This window comes from Acinetobacter kanungonis (assembly GCF_009939195.1).
GTDB lineage: Bacteria > Pseudomonadota > Gammaproteobacteria > Pseudomonadales > Moraxellaceae > Acinetobacter > Acinetobacter kanungonis.
In genome coordinates, this window is the sequence record NZ_JAACKC010000001.1 from 45,614 (window position 1) to 70,993 (window position 25,380).

A 25,380-nucleotide genomic window follows, 5' to 3' on the forward strand; every position below is an offset into this window, starting at 1 on the left:
TTAGCATAATCCGTTTGATGTTAATTTTATAAAATCTAAAATTAACGTTACGTTAGCTTTAGAGGGAAGCATTGTCCATTATTTTGGCTAGGATCACACAACCTAAAGGTAACCAGGACGCAAATAAACTTATTCCGATACATCTATTTAATGCTTTCTAATAATTAAATCCCTATTTCGAATCTCTTTACGTACGGTCACAGGCTTTGTTCGGTAATCCTTCCTAAAAATAATGAAGAGCTCCATCTACTCATAGCCTCCACAGGCTTGAAGTTTTAGGTAGAATTACTTTGAAGGTGAGTGGAAATGTAAAAACATCAACCTGAATGTATCGTCGCTAATCGCGTAAATTTCATATTGGTATAAAGAACATACAAATGCCCTTTATTCATGAAAGAACAATTTTACTTAAGAAATACTTTAAGATCATATTGTTTGACTTGGTTTTTTTAGTGATTAAGCAAATTTTTGTTGAATAGGTCATCTCGGATTCTAGTAAAGATACCATTTGAGATTCAGAAACCCATTTTTTAGCATAATGATCAGGAAGAAATCCAAGAAAGTTTCCAGTTAGAATTAAAAAAGCTATTCCTTCTCGATCTGTAGCTGATGCTTTGGTATTGAGTAATTGATGTAAATGAATTGCATCGGAAGGGAGATTGTAGTTGGGCATAATTGCCTTGTATTTCTTTAATTCATTTAAAGATATTAAGTGTTTTTTAGAAAAAAGAGGGTGTTTATTCCCACAGTATAAATAAGAATTTTCTTCATAAAGATCAATATATTCTAGCCCTTTAAGTGGGGTGACAAAGGGGATTACGCCAATATGAATGCGTCCATCTAACACTTTACTTTCTATGTCTGAGAGGGTACTCATACTGATATTTATTTTAACATCAGGATGTTCATTACTTAATTGACGTAAAGCATCAGTAATATGTTCATTAGAAATAGTAACTAAGTTATTGATTATACCTATATTAAATTCACCTTTGAACTTATTATGGATTTGATTTACCTGAACTCTGAAATCGTCAATCGATGCCAAAAGTACATCTATATACTCTAATAATTCTTGACCTTCTTCTGTTACAGAAAAACCAGCTCGACCCCTTTGGCATAACCTAAAACCGACTCGCTCCTCTAAGTCACTCATATGTAAGCTGATTGCTGATCGGCTAATACCGATTAAACTTTCAGCTGCAGTGAAACTTCCACATTCGCAAACAGTTTTAAAAATTTTTAATAATTTAATGTCTGGATTTGTGACTTGTTGTAATTTTTTCACTTTCATATACGTATTTTTTTTTATATCTAAAGTTAAATTAAATTAAATTTATCAAAAGTATGTGAAGCTGTAAATTAAATCTAAATTGATATTTGGATTGCAGCATGAACCACGCGAATAATATTTCAAACATGAAGCTCGATGCCCATTGGATGCCTTTTACTTCAAATCGGAATTTTAAAAAGGACCCTCGTATTATTGTCGGAGCGAAAGGCGCTAATCTAATAGATGATAAGGGCAGAGAAATTTATGACTCTCTCTCAGGCTTATGGACTTGTGGCATTGGACATGGCAATTTAGAAATTCAAAAAGCAGTCAGTAAACAATTAATTGATTTGGATTATTCACCAGCTTTTCAATTTGGTCATCCCTTATCATTTCAATTAGCCGAAAAAATTATTGAACATATGCCTAAAGGGTTGAATCATGTGTTTTTCACTGATTCTGGTTCTGAGTCCGCGGATACTGCCATCAAAATGGCACGTGCTTATTGGAGAATTAAAGGACAACCCTCTAAAACTAAATTGATTGGACGTTCACGTGGTTATCATGGAGTCAATATAGGTGGTACAAGCCTTGGTGGAATTGGTGGCAATAGGAAGCTGTTTGGAGAATTATTAACTGCTGATCACTTACCTCATACTTTGCAAAAAGATCAATGCTTTACAAAAGGTATGGCAGATCAAGGGGGAATTGAGTTAGCGAACGAAATGCTCAATCTTATTGAACTCCATGATGCATCTAATATTGCCGCAGTGATTGTAGAGCCTGTTTCTGGTTCAGCAGGAGCAATTGTTCCTCCTGTTGGATATTTGAAACGTTTAAGAGAAATTTGTGATCAGTACAATATTTTACTGATCTTTGATGAAGTGATTACTGCATTTGGTCGAATGGGACGTTGGACGGGCGCTGAATATTTTGGTGTAACTCCTGATATTTTAAATTTTGCGAAACAAATTACAAATGGGGCAATTCCTTTGGGTGGGGTCGTTGCGAGCAGTGAAATTTATAATACTTTTATGGAACAAGACCTTCCCGAGCATATGGTTGAATTTCCACATGGTTATACTTATTCAGCACATCCTGTTGCTTGTGCTGCAGGTCTCGCGACCTTGGCAGAAATTAAAAATCGCCAATTAATTGAAAGTTCAGCTGAATTAGCCCTACATTTTGAAAATTTATTGCATGAATTGAAAGGCTCACCTCACATTATAGATATTCGTAATTGCGGTCTAATTGGTGCAATACAGCTAGCAGCAAGAGATTCAGATAGTTCAATACGACCCTTTGAATTGGGGATGCAATTATGGAAAAAGGGTTTTTATGTCCGCTTTGGTGCAGATACGCTTCAGTTTGGCCCTATGTTTAATTCAGAGCGTGATGATTTAGAACGGTTATTTAATGCTGTTGGAGATTGTTTATATTCTGTTCGGTAATTCTAATTGGTATGAATGCAACTGTTAAATCATTTTACAAATTTAAATCTCAAGCTGAAAACAGCTTGAGATTTATCAATTTACTCAACACAATAAAAAATTGAAAAGTGTTTGAAGCTAATACCTTAACACTTTATATAGGTGATTATTACCCTTTATTCTACTTGGGATAACAACCAATTATAGACTATAGCTAGTGCATCAGATTTTTCAGGCCGACGAGGTGTCACTAAATAAAATCCTGTATCCGTAACAATTTCCTTTTCAAATACTTTAATGAGTTTTCCTGTTTCTAGGTCTGAAGTTACGAAAATAGGATTGGTAAGCGTAATTCCTTGACCCGCAATCGCTGCGTCTATTGCCAGTAGTGTTTGATTAAAGCGTATATTTTTAAATAGATTTTGATTATTTAATAAAGGGATGGTTTCTAAAAAAAAATGCCAAAGATTGTTTGCATCGTGCAGTAATGTGTACTGCTGTAATTCTTCAAGTGCCAGTGGTCTTTTATCAGCAGGGATTAAATTTGGGTTGGCTACTGCAATAAAAGAATCTTTTAACAGTAACTGTGTGTTCAAACCAGCTCCAGAAGGAGGTTTCCCATACCGAATAGCGATATCCACGGCATCATTCTGAAAATGAGACAGTCTTTCTGTCGCTAAAATCTGTAAATCAATATCTGGGTACTGCTGTGTAAAATTATTCAGTCTTGGAATTAACCATTTCGATGCAAATGTTGGAGTTACGCTAATCGTTATGTGATTTGATTGATGTCGAAAAGATTGGGTAGCTTCATAGATTAAATTAAAAGCCTGACCAATACTTTGCGCATAGTTCCGACCATTCATCGTTAAAATAATCCCTTTAGGGTGGCGTTCAAATAATTTTGAACCCAGCTCATCTTCTAGACTTCTAATTTGCTGAGCAATAGCACTTTGAGTGACGTGCAATTCCTCCGCAGCTAATTTGAAATTTAGATGTCTACTTGCAGCTTCAAATGCTTTTAAAGCATTCAGTGAAGGTAATCTATTAAGTTGCTTCATGCTGTAGTTTTTCTACACCAAATGAGGAGAAAAGATTAAGCCGGCTGCACAAGCTCCTATGCTAATCTGACTTTAATGTCTGAGTTCTAATGAACTCTTCTATTATTGAGGATAGCATAGATGACTGTAGAAAAAGTAGCACTAATCATGGCAGGTGGCAGTGGTATGGGAGCTGCTGCTGCACGAAAATTGCATCAAGAAGGCTATCATATCGGTATTCTTTCATCTTCTGGAAAAGGTGAGCAAATTGCAAAAGAATTAGATGGCATTGGTGTGACAGGTACAAATCAATCTCCTCAGGATATTCAAAATCTTGTTGAACAAGCATATGAAAAATGGGGGCGGGTAGATGTACTGGTCAATAGTGCAGGACATGGACCACGAGCTCCGATTTTAGAGATCACAGATGAGCAATGGCATTTAGGCTTAGACACCTATTTATTAAATGTTATTCGTGCCACTCGACTGGTTACACCAATTATGGAAAAACAGAATGCTGGTGTAATTATTAATATTTCTAGTGCTTGGACATTTGAACCCAGTGAGATGTTTCCAACCTCAGCAGTTTTTCGCGCAGGCCTTGCTTCATTTACTAAAATTTTCGTGGACAAGTATTCTGCGAATAATATACGCATGAATAATATTCTTCCTGGGTGGATTGATAGTTTGCCTGAAACGGAAGAGAGAAGAAATTCTGTACCACTGCAAAGATATGGTACGAGCGAGGAAATCGCGTCAACAATCAGTTTCCTAGCTTCTGATGGGGCAGCATATATTACGGGGCAAAATATTCGTGTAGATGGTGGTATTACACGTTCAGTCTAACCTTGTTTCATCACATCAATTGGTTAAGCCTCGTAATTTAATTTACGAGGCTTTTTAAGTGAGTAAAAAAGATGGCAGCATTGATTCTAGGGAAATCGTCTAAATTAGATGTGACAAGGAAAATCATCTCAGTTGTTATTTTTACAGCTTTTTCATATTTATCGGTTGGATTGCCTTTAGCAGTTTTACCCAACTTTATTGTAAATGAACTGAAATTTACTCCATTTATAGTTGGTTTGATTATCAGTCTACCTTATTTGACCACGTTGTTTACTCGCCCTACTGCTGGAAAGCTCGTCGATATAAAAGGCTCAAGATATGTCGTTCTTCTAGGTTTAATTTGTTGTGGCTTAAGTGGAGTGTTCGCATTTTTTGCATTATGGGGAGATGAGTATCCTATTTTATGTCTATCATTACTCGTTATTTCTAGATTATTTTTAGGATGTAGTGAGAGTTTTTGTAGTACAGGAGCAACATTGTGGGGAATCCAATTAGTTGGACAGCAAGAAACTTCACGGGTAATTTCATGGAATGGTGCGGCAACCTATTTATCAATGGCAATTGGTGCTCCCTTGGGAGTATTTTTTAATGCTCAATTTGGAATTTTTGGTTTTGCAGTTTTCACAGTAATTCTTGCAGTTATTGGGTTATCTCTGGCTTATCGAAAACCGGGTATACGGACTGGAAATGTAAGACCTGAAGGGCTGCCAATGATTACAGTATTATCAAGAGTATGGGTATTCGGTTTAGGTCAGGCTTTAGGTACCTTAGGTTTTGGAGTGCTTTCTACTTTTGTTGCATTATTCTTCTTGGAGAAGGGCTGGGATAATGCAGCGATTGCTCTCACTTTATTTAGTGTTGGTTTTGTTGGCGCACGATTTATTTTTTCTAATACCATTGAGCATTTTGGTGGGAAAAGAGTTGCACTATGGTGCTTTTTAATTGAAGCCTTAGGATTACTCATTATATGGCAATCAGAGGATCGAATCATTGCTTATATTGGAGCATTTTTTGTAGGAGTTGGTTTCTCTATGGTTTTTCCTGCTTTGGGTGTGGAAGCCATGAAAAAGTTTAGTGATGAAAATAAGGGCGTTGCCTTAGGTGTGTTCACAGCATTTTTTGATATTGCATTGCTATTCATTGGTCCAATAGCTGGAGTTCTGATTCCTATTATTTCGGTGCAGGACTTATATGGGGTGATGGGAGGTGTGACTTTAGTATCAATTCTTATACTCTATTTCTTATTTAACAGAGAAAATAATAAGAACTACGAATAAGTACATTGAATGATATGACAAGAGTATTGTGTTTAAACCACAATACTCTTTTTTTAACTTAACGAACGTAATCCGCACCAGTAATGTCGATGGTTGCACCCGTTGTATGGCGTGCACGACCTGTTGCCAAGAAAGCGACCATTTCAGCAACATCGCTTGCAGGGGTGACCTCACCTAACGGTAAATTAGCCAATACTGATGGTTCAATAGCACCATCAGCTAAATCTGTTGCGACCCATCCAGGAGCAATTGCATAAGCAAGAATATTATCACGACCATATCCTCGGGCAATACCCTTAGTTAAAGCTAATAATCCACCTTTTGCTGCACCATATGCGAGATGTTCAGCATCATCGCCACGGTGTGCTGAACGGCTGGTAATATTTATAATAATACCACCTTGATGTTCCTTAAAATGTAATAAAGCTAATCGACAAAGTTCTGCTGGAGCCGTTAGATTAATTGCCATATTGCTTTCCCAGCCATCACGCCATGATTTGGCAGATGAGATATCTGACGATAACCATGCTCCTGCATTATTGACCAGAACATCAATATGACCGTAAGCAGCAACTGCTTCATTCCACAAAAGTTCAACAGCATCAGCACTACCTAAGTCACCTAAGACTAAGTGCGCACGTTCTCCTAATTGGTTTAAAACTTCTTGTAACGCAGGTGTAGAACTACGGGCATGCATTACAACTTGTGCACCACGTTGATGTAAAAGCTTTGCTGTAGCAAGTCCGATTCCTCTTGAACTGCCAGTGATAAAAATAGTTTTACCCATTAAATCATTAATGAAAGTATTGATAGTTGTCATAAATCTTCCTTTAAGCTACAGCTTGAGCACCAGTAATTTCGATACATGCACCACAGGTAAATTCTGCTTCCTTTGAAGCTAAGAATGCAATTAATGCAGCAACTTCTTCAGGTTTACCAATACGACCGAAAGGAACCATCGCATCTAAATCAGCAATAGTTTTACCTTTTTCAGCAATCCCTTTTTCTAACATTGGGGTATGAATCTCACCTGGACAAACAGCGTTCACTCGGACTTTATTGGGTGCATAATCACGCGCTAAACTCTTTGTGAAAGCAACGACCGCAGCTTTACTCACGTTATAAGCGATGTGACCAGGGGCAGGGGTTAAACCCCATTGCGATGCAGTGTTTACAATAGCACCACCACCTGCTGCAATCATTTTGGGTAAAACCGCTTGGCATAAATGAAACAGAGCATTGACATTAACTGTCAAACTTAACTGCCAATCAGACTCAGATGTGTTGAGTAAGTCACCACGTCGCATAGCACCTGCATTATTAACAAGTACATCAATATGCCCATATTTGGCTTCTACTTGTGCAATAGCATTGTGACAAGCTTTTCCATCAGTTAAGTCAAATACTAGGCTTTCAGCTTTTCCACCTGCACTGAGAATATCATTTACAGTTTGTTCTGCTGTTGTTGTGACCGCATCCGCTACAATGACATTTGCACCTTCGGTTGCAAAACGTTTTGCTGTGGCTGAACCAATGCCACCACCAGCACCTGTTATTAATACTGTTTTTCCTACAAATCGAGCCATTCTATTACCTTATCCCTATAATTAATTAAGTCCACATGTACATTGCATACATATATGTATGCAATGTACATGTGGACTTTTCTAGTGTCAATTGTCAAAGTGATGAAGTATTTTTATGCTTTACTTTTTAAGCATAAATATTTCGATTCAATTGAATTAAAAGCTATTTAACTTAAGTGTATTACTTGATTTTTGGCAAAACTGATATTGAATTAACGGATATAGCTACCACCATTGATATCTATAGTGGAACCATTTAACGATAATTGGGATGGTCTAAGTAAGAAAGAAACGAGTTCTGCTAATTCTTCAGATTTAACCAATTCACCAACGGGTATTTCGCTCATTGCTGCTTGTTGTGCACTATTGGAAATTGCATTTTCGGACAGTTCAGATTCAACCCAACCCGGTGCAATGGCTACAGCCGTAACTCCATCTTTTGCAAAAGAACGTGCAATTGACTTAGTTAAATTAATTAATGCTGCTTTACTACAGCCATAAGGTAATGCTTCAGCAACGTAACCACGTTGTGCAGCTCGACTGGCAATATTAATAATCCGACCACCACCATTTAATTTAAAATGAGCAATCGCATTTTTAGAAAGATCTGCTGCAGAAAAGAAATTAATTTGAAACTCTTTTTTCCACACAGACTGCCATAACTCAGGCTCTGAATGAATATCAATTTCAGTTCGGATACTTGCGCCATTTACAACGGCATGAATTTCTTGAGCTACTTGAATAGCACTATCCCATAAAGTGAAGGCAGAATCAGGAATGGATAAATCTGCTTGAATGATCCAACCATGATTATTAATTTCAGAGAGTAGTGCTTCAGCTGATTTTCTATCATTTTCATATTGAATAATCACTTTAGCACCATCATTCGATAGTTTTTTTACAATTGCTTTTCCTATGCCATGTGATGACCCAGTGACAAGTATGGTTTTATTTTTAAGTGGTTGTTGCATCGTATTTTCCTTCACTTGGTTTTAATTTGAAATTAGTTAAATAGAGACAGTGTTTCAGTTTTAAAATTAAATGGCGTTGTACCGGTACAACGTTTAAACATATGTGAAAATCCTGAAATGCTGTCATATCCTAGATCTTTAGAAATATGTTCTAAGGATAAATTTTCATTAAGCTTAAGGATCATATTTTTAATTTTTAATTGAATTAATACGTCATACAGACTCATACCCATCTCCTTGTGCCAGTATTCAACTAATGTTTTATTCTGCATGTCCAATTTGTTCTCAATATCTAGGGTATTTTTTTTATTAATTTTTTGAGTTAATGCAGCTAGAAGTATGAAACTTAAATGTATATCGCAGATCATGGGGAGTAAGTTTTTAGAACAATTTAATGTCCTCAACTGATCAAGTAATACTTGCTTTAAATTGACTTCTTGAAGAGAGTCATTGAATGATATTTCTTTTTGTTCCTTATAGTATCTTAAGATTGAATCTATGAACGGGGTCATTCTAATTAAACAGATAGTATCTGGGAATATTTTAGCTTTAGTTTTAATCAAGCTGTATTCTACTGAACATACTTCAATTACATCATTTGAATATTTTTTTGGGATCCAGAGTGCATAAGAAGGAGGGATATCAATTAAATTGGAATTAATGATTAAATGTGAGGTACGTTTGAAGGGATAGAGTAAAAATCCAAAATTAGAATAATTTTTATAATTAATTGATCGATTTTTTTTAGTGAAAAAATCACATTCTAGTAGTTGTTGCATTTTCTGTACGATCTTTTTTCTTGGGTATACAGTTATTTAAATTGTGTTAAAGCCAGAATGGGCTAGCTTTAACACAATGTTTGATGTTAGTTACAGTGTAGGCATTGAGAATTGAGCACCTTCTCGAACAGATGAAGACGGCCAACGTTGGGTAATGGTCTTACGACGAGTGTAGAAACGAATACCATCTGGACCATACACATGAAGATCACCGAATAATGAACGTTTCCAACCACCAAAACTGTGGTAAGCGACAGGAACAGGAAGAGGAATATTTACACCCACCATACCAACAAGGACGTTATCGCAGAAGTAACGTGCAGCTTCACCATCACGAGTATAAATACATGTACCATTACCGTATTCATGCTTATTAATGAGTTCCAAGGCTTCTTCCATTGTATCTACACGGATTACTTGTAAAACTGGTCCGAAGATTTCAGCTTTATAGCTTTCCATTTCTGGAGTAACGTTATCAATTAAGGTTGCACCAACATAGAAACCATTTTCATAGCCATTAACTGTAGCAGCACGACCATCTACAACAATTTTTGCACCTTGTTGCTCTGCACTTGTAATATGACCAACAACTTTATCTTTGTGTGCTTTGGTAATGACAGGCCCAAAATCATTACTATTGATAGAATAGGCACCAAATTGAAGTGATCCGATTGCTTTTGATAAGTTTTCGATTAATTGATCACCAATCTCCTGACCTACAGTTACCGCAACAGACAAGGCCATGCAACGTTCGCCAGATGAACCAAATGCTGCACCAAGTAGAGAGTTAACTACATTATCAAGGTCAGCATCTGGCATAACAATCGCATGGTTTTTTGCACCACCTAACGCTTGGCAGCGTTTACCATTTTCAGCTGCTGTCTTATAAATATATTCAGCAATTGGAGTAGAGCCTACAAAACTTACAGCTTGAACACGGCTATCTGTTAGTAAAACATCTACAGCTTCTTTGTCACCATTAACGATGTTCAAAACACCTTCTGGTAATCCAGCTTGGTACAGCAGTTCGCCCAAAAACATTGTAGAACTCGGATCACGCTCAGATGGTTTCAAAACGAAAGTGTTACCGCAAACGATCGCCATTGGAATCATCCACAATGGAACCATTGTTGGGAAGTTGAATGGAGTAATACCAGCAACAACACCTAAAGGTTGGAAATCACTCCATGAGTCAATATTTGGACCCACATTTTTAGTGAACTCGCCTTTTAATAATTCTGGAGCACCACAGGCATATTCAACAACTTCGATACCACGTTGTAATTCACCTTTTGCGTCATGCAGAATTTTTCCATGCTCTTCACCAATTAGGTGGGCAATTTTTTCAGCATTTTGTTCAAGTAATTCTTTAAATTTAAATAGAATACGGGCACGACGTAATGGTGGCGTATTTTTCCATGCAGGAAAAGCTTCTTGAGCAGCTGCAATTGCTTCTTCAACAGTTGCTTTTGATGCTAAAGCTACTTTTTTACTGACTTCACCTGTTGATGGGTTAAAGACATCTTGTGTGCGGTCAGTATCGTGAATTTTCTTACCATTGATTAAATGCCCAACGACATCTAATTGACTAACAATATTTAACTGGTTCATGTTATCGCTTCCTTAATTATTGAAAACTAATTTCTGTTAAAACTTCATCGTAAATTTTTAAAGCTTCGAGGACTTCTTCTTTAGTGACAATACATGGAGGAACTACATGAATTCGATTGTCAGCAATAAAAGTGAGTAATCCTTTATGCGCACATAAGTTTTTAATTTCGGTCATTGCTTGTGCTGAAACACGTTCTTTTGATTTCTTACAATTCACTAACTCAATTGCCCAAAACACACCTGCACCTCGGACTTCACCAATCATGCTATGTTTTTCAGCAAGTTGATTTAAACCTGGGCCAAGTACTTCATTGCTAATGTATTCAACATTTTCTAGTACTTTTTCTTCTTTCATGGCATCAATTGTTGCAACGATTGATGCCATAGCCAGAGGATGTCCTGAATAGGTTAACCCGCCAGGGAAAAAGTTTGTCTCAAAGTGATTGCTTATCTTTTCTGAGATGACAATACCACCTACTGGTACATAGCCAGAATTTACGCCCTTAGCAAAAGTGATCAGATCAGGAGTTACACCATAATGTTCCAGGGCAAACCATTTTCCTGTACGGCCAAATCCAGCCATAACTTCATCAAAAATCATGATGATGCCGAATTCATCGCAGAGTTGGCGAACACCTTGCATGTAATTTTTAGGTGGAACTAAGATACCTGCGGTACCAGGAAGGCTTTCTAATAGAATGGCAGCAATGGTCGTTGGACCTTCGCTTTCAATGATACGACGTAAGTGTTGTAAGGCACGTTCACACTCTTCAACTTCATTAGTCGAATGGAATTCGGTGCGATATAAATACGGACTAAAGAAATGGATATGACCACGAGCATATTCATTTGGAAGGCGGCGTGCATCACCAGTAGCTACAATCGCAGCACCTGTATTACCGTGATAAGAACGGTAAGAAGATAAAACTTTTGTCTTCCCAGTAAATAATCGAGCCATACGGATGGCATTTTCATTCGCATCAGCACCACCGTTGGTAAAAAATACCTTTTTAAAACCATTTGGTGCTAATTCTAAAATTCTTTTGGCTGCTTCATTACGTGCAAGATTTGCTGTCGAAGGTGCAATAGTGGCTAATTCTTTTACTTGTTTAACAATTGCATCTACAACTTTTGGATGCTGGTGTCCAATATTGGTATTGACCAATTGACTGCTGAAATCAAGATACTCGCGACCATCAAAATCCCATAGGCGTGAACCTTTACCAGATTTGATAACTAAAGGATTTAAATTTCCCTGTACAGACCATGAGTGAAATACATATTCACGATCCTTGTCATGAACTTCATCATTATTAATGACAGATACATGTGCAATTGAAGACATATCCATAATTGTTCCTATTAATGGTTAAAAAATTAACCGTTTACACTCATCAACGAATAACCACTTCTTAATTCTAGATGGGCTGATTATTCAATCGGTTCACAGAGGTCATGTTAGACATATGAAATTAATGTATGCAATATTGTATGCACTGAGATTATGGTATGAAAATTCTCCTGTCAATCAATAAATGAGAGTTTTTTTCATATTATTGTTTTTTATCGACTTTAATTTTATTAAGTTATTGATATATATGATTTAGATATTTTAAAAATAGATTCTGTTAATGTTCTAGTAAGAATAGTTTGAAATTACTCGAAAAAATAAAATATAAAAAATAAATTTATCCAATTAAGTTTATTTTTAGAATTTAAAGTTATTAAGTGACTGAAATTTAATAATAATATTTGAGTATTTTTGATGGTTGTAAAATTATTGACATTTAAATGAAATAATTATAATGTTTGTGTATGCAATATTGTACGCAAATCAAAATCTGATGCTAATCAAGCTGCCATAAACTTATTTAGTACATGCTGATTATCTGAAAAGAGCAAAGGATTTATAAATTAATTTAAGGAGATAAAAATGTTAGAAGGTATTCTTCCTGCATTGGTTACACCATTTGATGACAACAACCAAGTGGACTACAAGACTTTAGTTGACATTATTGAGTATCAATTAAAAGCAGGCGTAAAAGGTTTTGTACCGTTAGGTTCTACTGGTGAATACTATGCTTTAACAAATGAAGAGCGTCGTGAAATTCTCAAAGTCGTAAAAGAAACAGTGGGCGACCGTGGCATTTTGATTGCTGGTGCGAATGGTTCTTGTACACGTGAAGTTCTAGAACAAGTACAGCAAACAGTTGATCTAGGTTATACAAACCTACTTATTGCACCACCGTATTATGCATTACCTTCTCAGGAAGAATTGATTGCGCATTACAATGCAATTCTTGAAGCTTTCCCACAAATTAATATTGTTTTATATAACTATCCAGTTCGTACAAATGTCGAAGTGGGCTACGATGTTCTAGAAGCGTTTAAAGATCATCCGCGTGTAATCGGTATTAAAGAAAGTAGTGGCAACTTGTTGCGCGCAATTGAAATTGGCGGGAAATATAAAGATAACTATCAGTTATCTTGTGGTTCAGATGACCAAGCCCTTGATTTCTTCTTGTGGGGTGCTTCTAGCTGGATTTGTGGGCCTGCGAACTGTTTCCCAAATAAAGTAGTGGACATTGTTAACAAGCATACTTCAGGTGATATCAAAGGTGCGCAAGATGTAATGCGCCAATTATTCCCTGTAATGGCTATTATGGAAAATGGAAAATTTGTTCAGAAAGTCAAATACGGTTGTGAATTGTCAGGTTTTAAAGTTGGTAATGCTCGTATGCCATTATTACCTTTGACTGATGCAGAAAAAGCTGAATTTAAAGCTGCTTTTGATGCAATCAATGGTTAATCAGTGAAATGGAATCCATGTATGTAACTACATGGGTTCTATCTCGACTTTCTTAATCAAGAAGTTTACTTGATATTAATCAATGGAATGCTGAAATGTCAGAAGAGTCTAATACAAAAAAAGCAGTAGTAGTGGGTGGCGGTATTGTTGGGATTTGCTGCGCATTGTATCTACAAAAACAAGGTTTCAATGTTACTGTAATTGATCCTGCAGAAGCAGGAGAAAGCACAGCTAAGTGGAGTTGCGGTCAAATGGCTGTGAGCGAAATTATTCCACTTTCTAAAAAAGGAATCTTGAAAAAAATCCCTGGCTGGCTAATAGATCAGCAAGGTCCATTGGCTTTAAGACCTTCAGCATTTCCAGGCATTATTCCATGGTTTTTACAGTTTTTAGCATGTTCTCGTGATGCGCGAATTGAAGAAATTGCGAGTTCTTTAGCTTCATTAACTCATCATGTTTATGAGGATTATGAAATACTGCTAGAAGATTGTGCAGATAAAAGTTTGTTAGGCACTCGACCAATTCTTGAACTTTTTGATAGTCCAGATGATATTGAGCATGAAAAGAAATATCTCGAGCTTAGACAGCGCTTTGGTTTCAAGCATCAAATTTTAGATGAAAAAGATATTTCAGATCTTGAACCAGTTTTTGCAGGAAAATTTAAACACGGTCTTTTATTTAATGATTGGACTGCTGTAAAAGATACCAAAGGATTCATTGCTGCGTTGACTGAAAGTTTCATTGCAAAAGGGGGTAAAAGAATATCCTCTGAAGTGGTTGAACTAAGAGAAAATGGGAATAAAGTAAACCAAATTCTTTTAAGTAATAATCTGTTAATTGATACTGATTATGTTGTTATGGCTGCTGGCGTAGGTTCAAAACTGTTCTCTAAACAATTAGGTATTAATCCACCTTTAGAGGGAATAGCTGGATACCAAGTTGTACTTCCAAATTCAGGTGTTGAAATTAAACATTCTACAATTTATGCCTCTGGCGGTTTTTGTTTTGCGCCAATGACAAGAGGATTGCAAATTGGCGGAACAATTGAATTTGCTGCAGCTGGTGCTAAACCGAATATGAAGCGTGCTGAAATTATTTTAAATAAGGCCACTAAAATCATACCTGAGTTAAATACGGATGGTATTGAATATGGGGTTGGATACCGCCCATTTTTGCCAGATACCAAGCCTATTATTGATATCAGCCCACGTCTCCCTAATGTTGCCTTGGCTTTCGGACATGGGCAACTCGGTCTTACTTTAGGTGCAACCACTGGACGTTTAGTTGCAGAAATCCTGACCCAAAAAACCCCAAAAATTGATTTAACACCTTTTAAAGCTACGCGATTTTAAGTTTTTAAGAAATTAAGGAAAATAGAAATGAGTTATGACCAACTTTATATTAATGGACAATGGATTCCGACACAAAAAGGTGGAACCTTTGCAAGTATCGATCCGAGTAATGAACAAGTAATTGCTCAAGTTGCAAGTGCAACAAAGGAAGACGCAGAGAAGGCAGTTATTGCAGCTCGTGAAGCATTTGATAATGGTCCGTGGTCAAAATTTACGGGTAAAGAAAGAGCGGTCTATTTAAGAGCAATCGCAAATGAAATTCGTAATAACTTACATGAAATTTCTTCCTTAGAAGTTAAGGATAACGGCAAACCATATCCTGAAGCTGAATGGGATATTGCAGATGCAGCGGGTTGTTTTGAATTCTACGCAAATCTAGCTGAAACTTTAGATGAGGAAAAAGAACAAAATATTCAATTAGGTGATGATCGTTTTAGCTGCGTAGCAACTAAAGAACCTGTTGGTGTGGCTTGCGCGATTATCCCTTGGAATTATCCTTTATTAATGGCTGCGTGGAAAGTCGCTCCAGCATTAGCTGCGGGTTGCACTATGATTTTGAAGCCGGCAGAAGTAACCTCTTTGACTGCGATTGAACTTGGACGGATTGCTGAAAAAGTTGGTCTTCCAAAAGGTGTTTTAAATATCCTAACTGGTTCAGGTCGTGAAATTGGTCCATATTTAACAGATCATCCAGATATTGATAAAGTTGCTTTTACTGGTAGCGTCCCAATTGGTCAACAAATCATGCGCTCAGCAGCGTCTAATGTGAAGAACATTAGTTTAGAGCTGGGTGGAAAATCGGCATTCATTGTTTTTGATGATAGTGATATTGAAGACGCTGTTGAATGGATTATGTTTGGTATCTTTTGGAATCAAGGACAGGTTTGTTCAGCAACTTCCCGTGTATTAGTGCAAGAAGGGATTTATCCAAAACTATTAGCACGCTTAGCTGAAGAAAGTCAAAAGATTAAAATTGGTAATGGGTTTGAGGAAGGCGTCAAGCTAGGACCTCTTGTCAATCAAAAGCAATATGAAAATGTCACAGCTGCGATTCAACGTGGTGTCGAGGACAATGTAAAACTTCTAAGTGGTGGTAAAAAGCCAGAAGCTTTTACTCAAGGCTATTACATTGAGCCAACGATTTTTGTTGATGTACCAGAAGATCATCCACTCTGGGTAGAAGAAATTTTTGGTCCAGTCGTCAGTATTCGTTCATTTGCAACTGAAGATGAAGCGATTAAATCTGCAAACAATTCTATCTTTGGTTTGGCTGGTGCAGTAATGTCAAAAGATATAGAGCGTTGCAATCGTGTAGCTCGTAAACTTCGTGCCGGCATCATCTGGATTAATTGTTCTCAACCGACATTTACAGAAGCACCATGGGGTGGTTACAAACAAAGTGGTATTGGCCGTGAATTAGGAATCTGGGGACTTGAAAACTATTTAGAAGTTAAGCAAATTACGAGCTATAACAGTCAAGAACCTTGGGCTTGGTATATTCAATAAGGAAGTAGCATCATGCGTTGGGAAAAAACGATTCAACTTGTAGATGTTCATTGTGAAGGTGAAGTTGGAAAAGTGATTACTGGGGGAGTATTAAATATTCCTGGTAATACAATGGTCGATAAAGTGAATTACCTGAATGAAGTTGATGATAGTTTGCGTCGGTTCGTAATCCAAGAACCGAGAGGATGTTTACAAATATCGGTCAATCTATTGTTACCTCCTACAGTACCTAACGCTGATGCTGCGTTTGCAATTTTCCAAGCCGATAAAACTCATCCCATGTCTGGAAGTAATAGTATTTGTGTGACGACAGCGCTATTAGAAATGGGTATGGTTCCTATGCAAGAGCCAGTGACAACTGTTGTCTTAGATACAGCCGCAGGACTGGTTACCGCTCAAGCGCATTGTAAAGATGGGCGATGCGAAGGAGTTACATTGGAAATGATGCCAGCCTTTGTCGAGCAATTAGATGCTGAGATTGAGGTTGAACCCTTTGGGAAAATCAAATTTGATATCGCATTTGGCGGTGTTTATTACGCATTAATTAATGTTGATCAAGTAGGTTTAACTATAACGCCAGATAATGCGCGTAAATTAGCTAATTTAGGAATTGAGCTTAGAAATATCATTAATAAAAGATTTCATGTGCAACATCCAATATATTCAGATATTAATGAAATTGCTTATGTAATGTTTAGAAACCAATTAGATCGCACAACTGTGCAAACTTGTACAACACTACCTCCAGGTCGAGTTGATCGTTCCCCATGTGGTACAGGTAGTTCTGCAAATCTTGCAACGCTGGCTAAAAGAGGTCTCGTTCAACTTGGTGATGAACTGATTTCTCAGTCAATTATTGGTGGCAAATTTAAAGTAAAATACGCAGATAATGCTCAGATTGGTAATAAGTCAGCGATTATTCCTAATATCACTGGTCGAGCATGGTTATATGGTATTCATCAACTTGGGGTAGATCCGACTGATCCATTATCTGAAGGCTTTATGGTGAGTGATACGTGGGGAGAAGGTCTATAATTAAATATATTCAAAATTTGGGCAACGTCTATGAATAGTATAGTGAAGAAAGAAACGGAAGGCGTTAAGAGAAGGCATAATGGTAAATATGTCTATGATCAATTACGTGAAGAAATCTTAACTTTACAACTTAAACCGAATTCACAGCTAGATGAAATATCTCTAGCTGAAAGGTTTGATGTGTCTCGTTCACCTGTCAGAGATGCTTTAGCTCGTTTAGTGGCTGAAGGTTTGGCAATGACCTTACCGAATCGAACCACGATTGTACGACCATTTAATTTGCAAGATTTTTCTCAATACATTAGTGCATTAGACTTATTGCAGAGAGCAGTAACTCGTCTTGCTGCTGCCAATTGTACATTAGCTGATATCAGGAAAATCAAAGAGTTTGATATCTCTTACGTTCAAGCAGCAAAAGAAGGTGATTACAAACTTATGCTGGAACAAAATAAGCTGTTGCATCTTGAAATTGCCCGTGCAGGACGTAATCCTTATTTAGTTGAATACTATGAACGGTTACTAGAAGAGGGGCAGCGGTTATTTTATTTACATTTCGATTATTTAGCTAAATCAACAAATTTTGAAAATTTAGAGAGTGATCATTTCGAGCTTATAAAAGCAATTTCTAATAAAGATATGGACCGAGCTGAACAAGAAGCCCATATTCATACAATATTATTTAGAGATCGTTTTATGGATCATATGAGAGAAAATTTAGTACAAGACATAAGCGTATCAATTTAATAACAATAATAAATCATACAGTTTTCAATTATACCAGTTCAGACTTAACTATCGGTCTGAGCTGGTTTTTTTATTTAAAAAACAATTAATTATATTGCAATAAAATGGTCATTTTTTTGTCATTTTTTTTGTTGACACAGCTTAATTATGAAGATATTTTAAATGTATGCAATATTGTACACATTGATTGAGCGTTAAAAATTTCATGTTCCTCTGCTCAGGAATTTTTAACAGAGAATCTCTTATTTTATTAAGAATTTTAAATGTGCAGTAGCTAAGACATATGTAGAGCAATTTGTGCATTTATTCTGATGTCAACAATATTGATTGTACGCGTGCTAAAAAATCGAGGTAACCCAAAGTTAGATCAAGGGATATTGATCTGACTTGAAATAAACCGAGCACCAAACTTATTAAAGAAGTAACTAATAATTTTGGTTAATAAGATAATTGTAAATATAAATGGAGTTAGGTTTTTATCTCTACAGACATAAACCTACGATATTTATAGGATGTAAAAATAAGGTGAAGGGAATGGAGCAAGTAATAGAAACAATAGTAGGGTATTTATGGAGCGATGCGCTTGTCTATCTGGCATTGATAGTAGGTATTTACTTTACTGTTATTACTCGTGGTATTCAATTTCGTTATTTCCGCGAAATGTTTCGAGTTATTCGTGAAAAGAAAGAAGATAGTACAGGTATTTCACCACGACAAGCACTATTTATGGCATTGGCTGGTCGTATTGGTGTAGGAAATATTGCTGGTGTAGCTTTTGCTATCGGTATGGGTGGACCTGGTGCAATCTTCTGGATGATTGTAATGGGTTTCCTAGGCAGTGCTTTAGCATTTTCTGAATCTACAATTGCACAACTCTATAAATTCAAAGAAGGTGATCAATACTATGGTGGTGTTCATTACTACATTGATCGTGGATTAAAGCTTAAACCTTTTGCTGCAATCTCCGCCTTAATTTTAATCGTTGCTTATACAGTCATGATGCCTGGTATTCAAATGAATACGATTGCAACAACATTCAAAGCAACCTTTGATATTCCACCATATGTTTCCGGTATTTTTGTCACGATTGGTATTGGCTTAATTATTTGGGGTGGAGTGAAAAGCATTGCACGTGCAGCAGAAAAAATTGTACCAACAATGTCTGGCTTATATGTTCTAGCTATGGTTGTACTATTGATTGCTCACTATGACCAAATCCCAGCTACTTTCATGTTAATTATAAAAAGTGCTTTTGGGATGGATGCTGTGTTCGGCGCCATTATTGGACATGCAGTGAACTGGGGTGTACGTCGTGCAGTATTTGCAAGTGCTGCAGGTGCAGGTGAATCTACATTTGCTTCTGCTGCGGCGATGACCTCTCATCCTGTAAAACAAGGATTAATACAAGCATTTTCTATTTTCTTTGAAACAGCCTTTATTTTAACAAGCTCAGGTTTAATGGTTTTAATTACAGGGATGTACAACGTTACTCCTCCAGGAAGTTCAACGCCTTTAGTAGAAAATGTACCTGGTGTTGCTGCTGGTGCTGAATGGACATCACTTGCCTTACAAACCACCTTCCATCAAGCAGGGTCATGGCTAATTTCTTTAGCAATTCTAGTATTTGCATTTACGACTTTAATGACCTATTACTACATTGCTGAATCAGGCATCTCATATTTTGATCGTAAAGGGAAATATCCAATTATTAAAACTATTGCAAAAATAGCCAGCTTAATTGCTCTATTCATGGGAAGTATCATGAATACGAAAACATTGTGGGCACTAGGGGATATTACTTTTGGCAGTATGGCATATGTCAACTTAATTACATTGGTGCTATTAAGTAAACCACTCATGAAAGCCTTAAAAGATTACGATTATCAACGTAAGCTTGGGCTAGATCCAGTCTTTGATCCGAGAAAAGCGGGTATTCAGGATGCTGGCTATTGGGAAGCTTATGCTGACAAAAAAAATGCATCAAATTCTGCTGTAATCAACAATGATCAAATAAATTCTATAAAAAAAAACTCCGATCGTAAAAGTGCATAAATCTGATTACTTATAAAAAGTTGTCAGGTGTCTCAATAATTTCTCTCTTCTAATTTCGAATTTTAAGAGAGAAAAGACCTACATAAAGGAAGTATGAAATGGTTAATTGGAGAAATTATCTTCTTCTTGGCGGAGCTTTATCTATAGTTTCAACTCAGGTACTTGCCGAAAATTTTAGCTACGGCAATAGTGATACTGATTTAGGTAAAGTTACAATTTCTGGATGGTTAAGAGCGAATATTCAAGATAAAGATTATTCAGACAATGACCATAAATTAAAATTTGACGCAGCTAAGCTGGCTGTGAAATATGATGCAAAGCATTTCTTTGGAAATTTTGAATATCGTTGTTACCAGTTCGATAAAATCTGTGATTTTTCATCACTTGTAGATGCAAACTTAGGATATAAAGTTAATGAAAATAATAAATTAACTTTAGGTATTCAAGAAGTTCCATTTGGTCCTGGTCGAGGCTGGTCAACTAGCTGGTATGGTGGCGTTTTGATTAATGCTGGCTTGGAAGATGTGCATAACCTAGGCATTGGTTATTCAACTAAACTTTTTAATTCAACAACAATAGATGCGACTTATTTTGTTAAAGATGCAGGTAATTATGTTGGTAAAAGTTTAGATTCTTCGCGTTATTCAGCTAACTATGTAAAACCTGATGATACGACGGATCCAAATGTAGAAGAAAAGAATATGTTCATTGGTCGTATACAGCAAGATATACCAATTTCGAGTTTTCCTGATTTTAAATTGAATTTAGGAGCATCCTACTGGTACTCCGATATTGAAAACCAAGATAACAATGAAACAGGACATAGAAAAACTTGGTCAGTGTTTAGCAAAATCAATTACAAGGATGCCAACATTACTTTAACTGCTGGAAAGCATGAATTAAGTAATCGAGACAGTTTAGGTCGTGATTATTCGGTAGTTGGCTCTTTTGATAGCTCTTATCGTTTAGCAAATGATGGAGATTTTTATACTGCTGATATCAATTATGTCTTTAAAGATATTCTATATGGTTGGTCATTAACACCTTATGCAACCTATAGTGCATATCATAAAGATAATAAAGAATATAAAACATCAACTCGAAATATATTTGGTGCACAAGCGGATAAAAATGATTTTTCAGTCGCAGTTGAGTATGTCGTAGGTAAGAATGATCCATTTGTTGGTGGTAATGCTAACTCATTCGCCGAAGGTGATAGTGGTGAATGGAGTAAATTATTGAATATATTGTTTTTTTATAGATTTTAACGATGCAAAGGTCTTCAAATATTCAATAGATTTGAAGATCTGAATTTTATTTAAATAATTTCTTATTTCTCCAAGTCTATTAAAAATGAAAGTTCGTTTTCATTTTTAAAAAATATAAAACTTGGCTGGTTATCCTTTTATAACAAAAGGATAACTAGCCAAAGAGATCACTATTTAAATTCTATCTCGTGATAACTACTAGGTAGAATTAATATTAATTGTTAGCTGACTATGAACACTATCCAAAAAATCCTCGTAGCAAACCGTGGTGAGATCGCTATTCGCGTCATGCGTGCAGCCACAGAATTAGGCATCCGTACCGTGGCGATTTATGCTGAAGAAGATAAATCAGCACTGCATCGCTTTAAATCCGATGAAGCTTATCGCGTAGGTGCAGGGAAAAAACCCATTGCTGCGTATCTAGATATACAGGACATCATACGCATTGCCCTTGAAGCTGGCGTTGATGCGATTCATCCTGGCTATGGTTTTTTATCTGAGAACCCAGAGTTTGCCGAAGCCTGTGCCGCCGCGGGTATACACTTTATTGGTCCAAAGCCCGAGGTTATGCGCCAATTAGGCAATAAGGTGATGGCGAGAAACGTGGCCATTCAAGCCAATGTACCGGTTATTCCAGCCACCAAAGCTTTACCGATGGAGATTGAACAATGCCAGCGCTTGGCAGCAGAAGTCGGTTATCCATTGATGCTGAAAGCCAGTTGGGGTGGTGGTGGTCGCGGCATGCGCGTGGTCGAGCATGAAAATGAGTTGGAAGATGCAATTCATGTTGCACGACGTGAAGCCAAATCTGCCTTTGGCAATGACGAAGTTTATCTAGAGAAGTTAATTCGTAATGCCCGCCATGTCGAAGTCCAGATTTTGGGCGATACCCACGGTAACTTGGTGCATTTATTTGAGCGCGATTGTACCGTTCAACGCCGCAATCAAAAGGTGGTTGAACGCGCACCCGCTCCGTATTTATCTGAGACACAACGCGAAGAATTATGTGAAGCTGCACTACGCTTAGCCCGTGCGGTGGATTATACCCATGCAGGAACCGTTGAATTCCTCATGGATGCAGTGACAGAACAGTTCTACTTCATTGAAGTGAATCCGCGGATTCAGGTTGAACATACCGTAACCGAAGAAATTACCGGCATTGATATTGTGAAAGCACAAATTCGAGTGACGGAAGGTGCACAGGTGGGGGATGGCAAAAGCTTTATTCCAGAGCAAGCCAACATCAAATTATTGGGGCATGCCTTACAATGCCGACTCACCACAGAAGACCCTAAAAATGGCTTTATGCCAGACTACGGACGCTTAACCGCCTTCCGCAGTGCGACGGGTTTTGGTGTACGTGTTGATAGTGGTACAGCCTATACAGGTGCGGTGATCACGCCTTATTACGACTCCTTACTCGCCAAAGTCACCGTTCGAGGTGCCAGTCGTGAAGAAGCCAATGCTCGTATGCTACGTGCATTACGTGAATTCCGAATTCGTGGGGTATCCAATAATTTGGCATTTTTAGAAAATGTCATTACCCATCCTTTATTTACCTCAGGGCATTGCACCACCAAATTTATTGATACCGCAACCGAATTATTTGAATGGAAGCCCAAACAGGATCGCGCGACCAAACTGCTCGATTTTCTCGGGGATATTACCGTCAATGGTCAGCCTGAAATGAAAGGGCGACGGATCCCCGCCGATGTTCCGACTGTGGTGGCCACCCCGAAGTTTGATCTGACTCAGCCACAAGCAGCGGGAACACGAGACCGGTTTAAATCACTGGGTGCTGAAGGTTTTTCAAAATGGATGCGCGACCAAAAACGCGTCTTGATTACAGACACCACCATGCGTGATGCCCATCAATCATTATTTGCTACGCGTATGCGTACTGAAGATATGTTGGAGATTGCACCTTACTATTCACACATGGCCAGCGATTTGTTCTCCATGGAATGTTGGGGTGGTGCGACCTTTGATGTGTCCATGCGCTTCTTAAAAGAAGATCCTTGGGAGCGATTAGCCAAGTTACGCGAAGCGGTGCCGAATATCTTATTCCAGATGTTACTGCGCTCATCCAATGCAGTCGGTTATACCAACTACCCAGACAATGTGGTGCGTCACTTCATTGCTCAGGCTGCGGCAGGAGGGATTGATTTATTCCGTGTATTTGATTCGCTAAATGCGGTGGATAACATGCGCGTCGCGATTGATGCGGTACGAGAATCTGGCATGTTGTGTGAAACCGCCATTTGCTATACCAGTGATATCTTTGATCAGAGCCGTCGCTATAACCTCAACTATTATGTGGATATGGCGAAACAACTACAGAAAGCCGGTGCCAATATTCTGGCGATTAAGGATATGGCCGGTATCTGCAAGCCAGCTGCAGCACATGCCTTGGTCAAAGCCTTAAAAGAAGAAACAGGCTTGCCGATTCACTTCCATACCCATGACACCAGTGGGATTGCGGCAGCAAGTGTGCTGGCAGCCATCGATGCAGGTGTAGATGCGGTAGATACGGCCATGGATGCCATGAGTGGCTTAACCTCACAACCGAGCATGGGTTCCATCATTTCGGCACTCAAACACAGTGAACGAGATACAGGACTCAAATCCGAAAATATCCAGCAACTGTCGAATTACTGGGAAGATGTACGCCAGATTTATGCGCCATTTGAAGCAGAAATGCGCGCGGGCACAGCAGATGTCTATCATCATGAAATGCCGGGTGGACAATATACCAACCTGCGTGAACAGGCACGTTCACTCGGACTTGAACATCGTTGGTCTGAAGTTTCTGATGCCTATGCCGAAGTGAATTTGATGTTTGGCGATATCGTCAAGGTGACACCAACCTCGAAAGTGGTGGGAGATATGGCATTATTCATGGTCTCGAACAACTTTAGTTCACAAGACATTGCCAATCCAAATCAAGACATCGATTTCCCTGAATCAGTGGTTTCGCTGTTTAAAGGAGAACTTGGTACGCCAGCGCATGGTTTCCCTGAAGACTTGCAACAGAAAGTCCTGAAAGGTGTAAAACCCTTAAGTGATCGTCCTGGGGCAATTTTACCTGCGGTGGACTTAGATGGACAGCAAGCCATGCTGGCTGAAATCTATGACCAACCGATCAGCGAACAGCAATTGGCGTCTTACCTGATGTATCCCAAAGTATTTAAAGAGTTTATGCAACATCAACTCAAATATGGCACGGTCTCCAGCATTCCATCTTCGGCATTCTTTTATGGCTTAAAAGAGCAACAGGAAATCTCGGTCGAATTAGAAGCTGGAAAGACCCTTGAAATTAAACTGTTGGGACGTTCCGAGCCTAAAAATGGTCTGATTGATTTATTTATAGAGTTAAACGGACAACTGCGTTTGGTTCAAGTCAAACAGGCAGGGACCGAGGAAACAGCTCATCATCCGAAAGCCGATCCAAGCAATCCATTGCATGTGGGTGCGACCATGCCAGGCATGATCAGTACGGTAGCAGTGAAACCTGGTCAGACAATTACCAAGGGTGAAACACTGTTTACCATTGAAGCCATGAAGATGGAACTGGCGATTAAGGCAGAGAAAGACTGTGTGGTTCAAGAAGTTCTATTGGGTCCGGGCAAACAGGTGAAAAACTTGGATTTGGTGCTTGTAGTTCAATAAAGGGGTTTTAAATCTTTCAATGTAGGCTTATTCATTCTTTTAGGTGAATGAGTCTACAGAATTAAGTGGTTATTTAATTACTAAAAAGCTCAAAACTTATTCATTTTTGTATAAAAAGCAAAATATTAATAT

Annotated in this window: 19 protein-coding genes; 11 read left to right on the forward strand and 8 right to left on the reverse strand. The window is 37.8% G+C overall.

Annotated elements, in window-relative coordinates; all coding sequences use genetic code 11:
• Positions 1–388 precede the first annotated feature (388 nt).
• Entirely contained in the window at positions 389–1,294 is a 906-nt protein-coding gene (locus tag GWK51_RS00210; protein ID WP_161932221.1) for a LysR family transcriptional regulator, read from the reverse strand.
• A gap of 98 nt (positions 1,295–1,392) precedes the next feature.
• Here GWK51_RS00210 and GWK51_RS00215 point away from each other — a divergent pair, with 98 nt between their 5' ends.
• The gene (locus GWK51_RS00215) at positions 1,393–2,724 is read left to right on the forward strand and encodes an aspartate aminotransferase family protein (RefSeq protein ID WP_161932222.1); all 1,332 of its coding nucleotides are present in this window, start codon (positions 1,393–1,395) and stop codon (positions 2,722–2,724) included.
• 155 nt (positions 2,725–2,879) lie between these two features.
• Here the strand turns inward: GWK51_RS00215 and gcvA are convergent, their stop codons facing one another.
• Positions 2,880–3,764 carry a transcriptional regulator GcvA gene (gene gcvA / locus GWK51_RS00220; RefSeq protein ID WP_161932223.1) on the reverse strand — a complete coding sequence of 295 codons (885 nt, stop codon included), beginning with the start codon at positions 3,762–3,764 and terminating at the stop codon, positions 2,880–2,882.
• Between the two features lie 120 nt (positions 3,765–3,884).
• Here gcvA and GWK51_RS00225 point away from each other — a divergent pair, with 120 nt between their 5' ends.
• Entirely contained in the window at positions 3,885–4,589 is a 705-nt protein-coding gene (locus GWK51_RS00225; RefSeq protein WP_161932224.1) for an SDR family oxidoreductase, read from the forward strand.
• 71 nt (positions 4,590–4,660) lie between these two features.
• Positions 4,661–5,866: an MFS transporter gene (locus tag GWK51_RS00230; RefSeq protein ID WP_161932225.1), complete on the forward strand. Its 1,206-nt coding sequence runs from the start codon at positions 4,661–4,663 to the stop codon at positions 5,864–5,866.
• A gap of 58 nt (positions 5,867–5,924) precedes the next feature.
• Here the strand turns inward: GWK51_RS00230 and GWK51_RS00235 are convergent, their stop codons facing one another.
• The 6 genes from GWK51_RS00235 to GWK51_RS00260 all read right to left on the reverse strand — a co-directional run bounded on the left by GWK51_RS00235 (position 5,925) and on the right by GWK51_RS00260 (position 12,164).
• Positions 5,925–6,686, reverse strand: a complete 762-nt coding sequence (locus GWK51_RS00235) for an SDR family NAD(P)-dependent oxidoreductase (protein ID WP_161932226.1) — start codon at positions 6,684–6,686, stop codon at positions 5,925–5,927.
• A 10-nt stretch (positions 6,687–6,696) separates the two neighbouring features.
• A complete protein-coding gene (locus GWK51_RS00240; RefSeq protein ID WP_161932227.1) occupies positions 6,697–7,452 on the reverse strand; it encodes an SDR family NAD(P)-dependent oxidoreductase in 756 nt (251 codons plus the stop codon).
• A 212-nt stretch (positions 7,453–7,664) separates the two neighbouring features.
• Positions 7,665–8,423, reverse strand: a complete 759-nt coding sequence (locus tag GWK51_RS00245) for an SDR family NAD(P)-dependent oxidoreductase (protein WP_161932228.1) — start codon at positions 8,421–8,423, stop codon at positions 7,665–7,667.
• 32 nt (positions 8,424–8,455) lie between these two features.
• Positions 8,456–9,202: a helix-turn-helix domain-containing protein gene (locus tag GWK51_RS00250; RefSeq protein ID WP_161932229.1), complete on the reverse strand. Its 747-nt coding sequence runs from the start codon at positions 9,200–9,202 to the stop codon at positions 8,456–8,458.
• A 90-nt stretch (positions 9,203–9,292) separates the two neighbouring features.
• Positions 9,293–10,813: a CoA-acylating methylmalonate-semialdehyde dehydrogenase gene (locus GWK51_RS00255; RefSeq protein WP_161932230.1), complete on the reverse strand. Its 1,521-nt coding sequence runs from the start codon at positions 10,811–10,813 to the stop codon at positions 9,293–9,295.
• A gap of 16 nt (positions 10,814–10,829) precedes the next feature.
• Complete coding sequence (locus GWK51_RS00260; RefSeq protein ID WP_161932231.1) at positions 10,830–12,164, reverse strand: aspartate aminotransferase family protein; 1,335 nt, start codon at positions 12,162–12,164, stop codon at positions 10,830–10,832.
• Positions 12,165–12,746: 582 nt separating this feature from the next.
• Between GWK51_RS00260 and dapA the strand changes: the two genes are divergently transcribed.
• The 8 genes from dapA (at position 12,747) to GWK51_RS00300 (ending at position 25,248) form a co-directional block, all read left to right on the forward strand.
• The gene (dapA, locus tag GWK51_RS00265; RefSeq protein WP_161932232.1) at positions 12,747–13,622 is read left to right on the forward strand and encodes a 4-hydroxy-tetrahydrodipicolinate synthase; all 876 of its coding nucleotides are present in this window, start codon (positions 12,747–12,749) and stop codon (positions 13,620–13,622) included.
• A 95-nt stretch (positions 13,623–13,717) separates the two neighbouring features.
• Entirely contained in the window at positions 13,718–14,974 is a 1,257-nt protein-coding gene (locus GWK51_RS00270; RefSeq protein WP_161932233.1) for an NAD(P)/FAD-dependent oxidoreductase, read from the forward strand.
• Positions 14,975–15,001: 27 nt separating this feature from the next.
• The gene (locus GWK51_RS00275; protein ID WP_161932234.1) at positions 15,002–16,480 is read left to right on the forward strand and encodes an aldehyde dehydrogenase family protein; all 1,479 of its coding nucleotides are present in this window, start codon (positions 15,002–15,004) and stop codon (positions 16,478–16,480) included.
• Between the two features lie 12 nt (positions 16,481–16,492).
• Positions 16,493–17,515 carry a proline racemase family protein gene (locus GWK51_RS00280; RefSeq protein WP_161932235.1) on the forward strand — a complete coding sequence of 341 codons (1,023 nt, stop codon included), beginning with the start codon at positions 16,493–16,495 and terminating at the stop codon, positions 17,513–17,515.
• A 42-nt stretch (positions 17,516–17,557) separates the two neighbouring features.
• Positions 17,558–18,259, forward strand: a complete 702-nt coding sequence (locus GWK51_RS00285) for a GntR family transcriptional regulator (RefSeq protein ID WP_328703721.1) — start codon at positions 17,558–17,560, stop codon at positions 18,257–18,259.
• 534 nt (positions 18,260–18,793) lie between these two features.
• Entirely contained in the window at positions 18,794–20,311 is a 1,518-nt protein-coding gene (locus tag GWK51_RS00290; RefSeq protein WP_161932237.1) for an alanine/glycine:cation symporter family protein, read from the forward strand.
• A 98-nt stretch (positions 20,312–20,409) separates the two neighbouring features.
• Positions 20,410–21,579, forward strand: a complete 1,170-nt coding sequence (locus GWK51_RS00295) for a TonB-dependent receptor (protein ID WP_161932238.1) — start codon at positions 20,410–20,412, stop codon at positions 21,577–21,579.
• 231 nt (positions 21,580–21,810) lie between these two features.
• Positions 21,811–25,248 carry a pyruvate carboxylase gene (locus GWK51_RS00300; RefSeq protein WP_161932239.1) on the forward strand — a complete coding sequence of 1,146 codons (3,438 nt, stop codon included), beginning with the start codon at positions 21,811–21,813 and terminating at the stop codon, positions 25,246–25,248.
• Positions 25,249–25,380 lie beyond the last annotated feature (132 nt).

What these genes read in the sequence shown, in the direction of transcription:
- GWK51_RS00275 (WP_161932234.1), top strand. Translation starts at nt 15,002, where the DNA reads ATGAGTTATGACCAACTTTATATTAATGGACAATGGATTCCGACACAA.
- dapA (WP_161932232.1), top strand. Translation starts at nt 12,747, where the DNA reads ATGTTAGAAGGTATTCTTCCTGCATTGGTTACACCATTTGATGACAAC.
- GWK51_RS00255 (WP_161932230.1), bottom strand. Translation starts at nt 10,813, where the DNA reads ATGAACCAGTTAAATATTGTTAGTCAATTAGATGTCGTTGGGCATTTA.
- GWK51_RS00235 (WP_161932226.1), bottom strand. Translation starts at nt 6,686, where the DNA reads ATGACAACTATCAATACTTTCATTAATGATTTAATGGGTAAAACTATT.
- GWK51_RS00280 (WP_161932235.1), top strand. Translation starts at nt 16,493, where the DNA reads ATGCGTTGGGAAAAAACGATTCAACTTGTAGATGTTCATTGTGAAGGT.
- GWK51_RS00245 (WP_161932228.1), bottom strand. Translation starts at nt 8,423, where the DNA reads ATGCAACAACCACTTAAAAATAAAACCATACTTGTCACTGGGTCATCA.
- GWK51_RS00225 (WP_161932224.1), top strand. Translation starts at nt 3,885, where the DNA reads ATGACTGTAGAAAAAGTAGCACTAATCATGGCAGGTGGCAGTGGTATG.
- GWK51_RS00260 (WP_161932231.1), bottom strand. Translation starts at nt 12,164, where the DNA reads ATGGATATGTCTTCAATTGCACATGTATCTGTCATTAATAATGATGAA.
- GWK51_RS00240 (WP_161932227.1), bottom strand. Translation starts at nt 7,452, where the DNA reads ATGGCTCGATTTGTAGGAAAAACAGTATTAATAACAGGTGCTGGTGGT.
- GWK51_RS00290 (WP_161932237.1), top strand. Translation starts at nt 18,794, where the DNA reads ATGGAGCAAGTAATAGAAACAATAGTAGGGTATTTATGGAGCGATGCG.
- GWK51_RS00230 (WP_161932225.1), top strand. Translation starts at nt 4,661, where the DNA reads ATGGCAGCATTGATTCTAGGGAAATCGTCTAAATTAGATGTGACAAGG.
- GWK51_RS00215 (WP_161932222.1), top strand. Translation starts at nt 1,393, where the DNA reads ATGAACCACGCGAATAATATTTCAAACATGAAGCTCGATGCCCATTGG.
- GWK51_RS00300 (WP_161932239.1), top strand. Translation starts at nt 21,811, where the DNA reads ATGAACACTATCCAAAAAATCCTCGTAGCAAACCGTGGTGAGATCGCT.
- GWK51_RS00295 (WP_161932238.1), top strand. Translation starts at nt 20,410, where the DNA reads ATGGTTAATTGGAGAAATTATCTTCTTCTTGGCGGAGCTTTATCTATA.
- GWK51_RS00250 (WP_161932229.1), bottom strand. Translation starts at nt 9,202, where the DNA reads ATGCAACAACTACTAGAATGTGATTTTTTCACTAAAAAAAATCGATCA.
- gcvA (WP_161932223.1), bottom strand. Translation starts at nt 3,764, where the DNA reads ATGAAGCAACTTAATAGATTACCTTCACTGAATGCTTTAAAAGCATTT.
- GWK51_RS00270 (WP_161932233.1), top strand. Translation starts at nt 13,718, where the DNA reads ATGTCAGAAGAGTCTAATACAAAAAAAGCAGTAGTAGTGGGTGGCGGT.
- GWK51_RS00210 (WP_161932221.1), bottom strand. Translation starts at nt 1,294, where the DNA reads ATGAAAGTGAAAAAATTACAACAAGTCACAAATCCAGACATTAAATTA.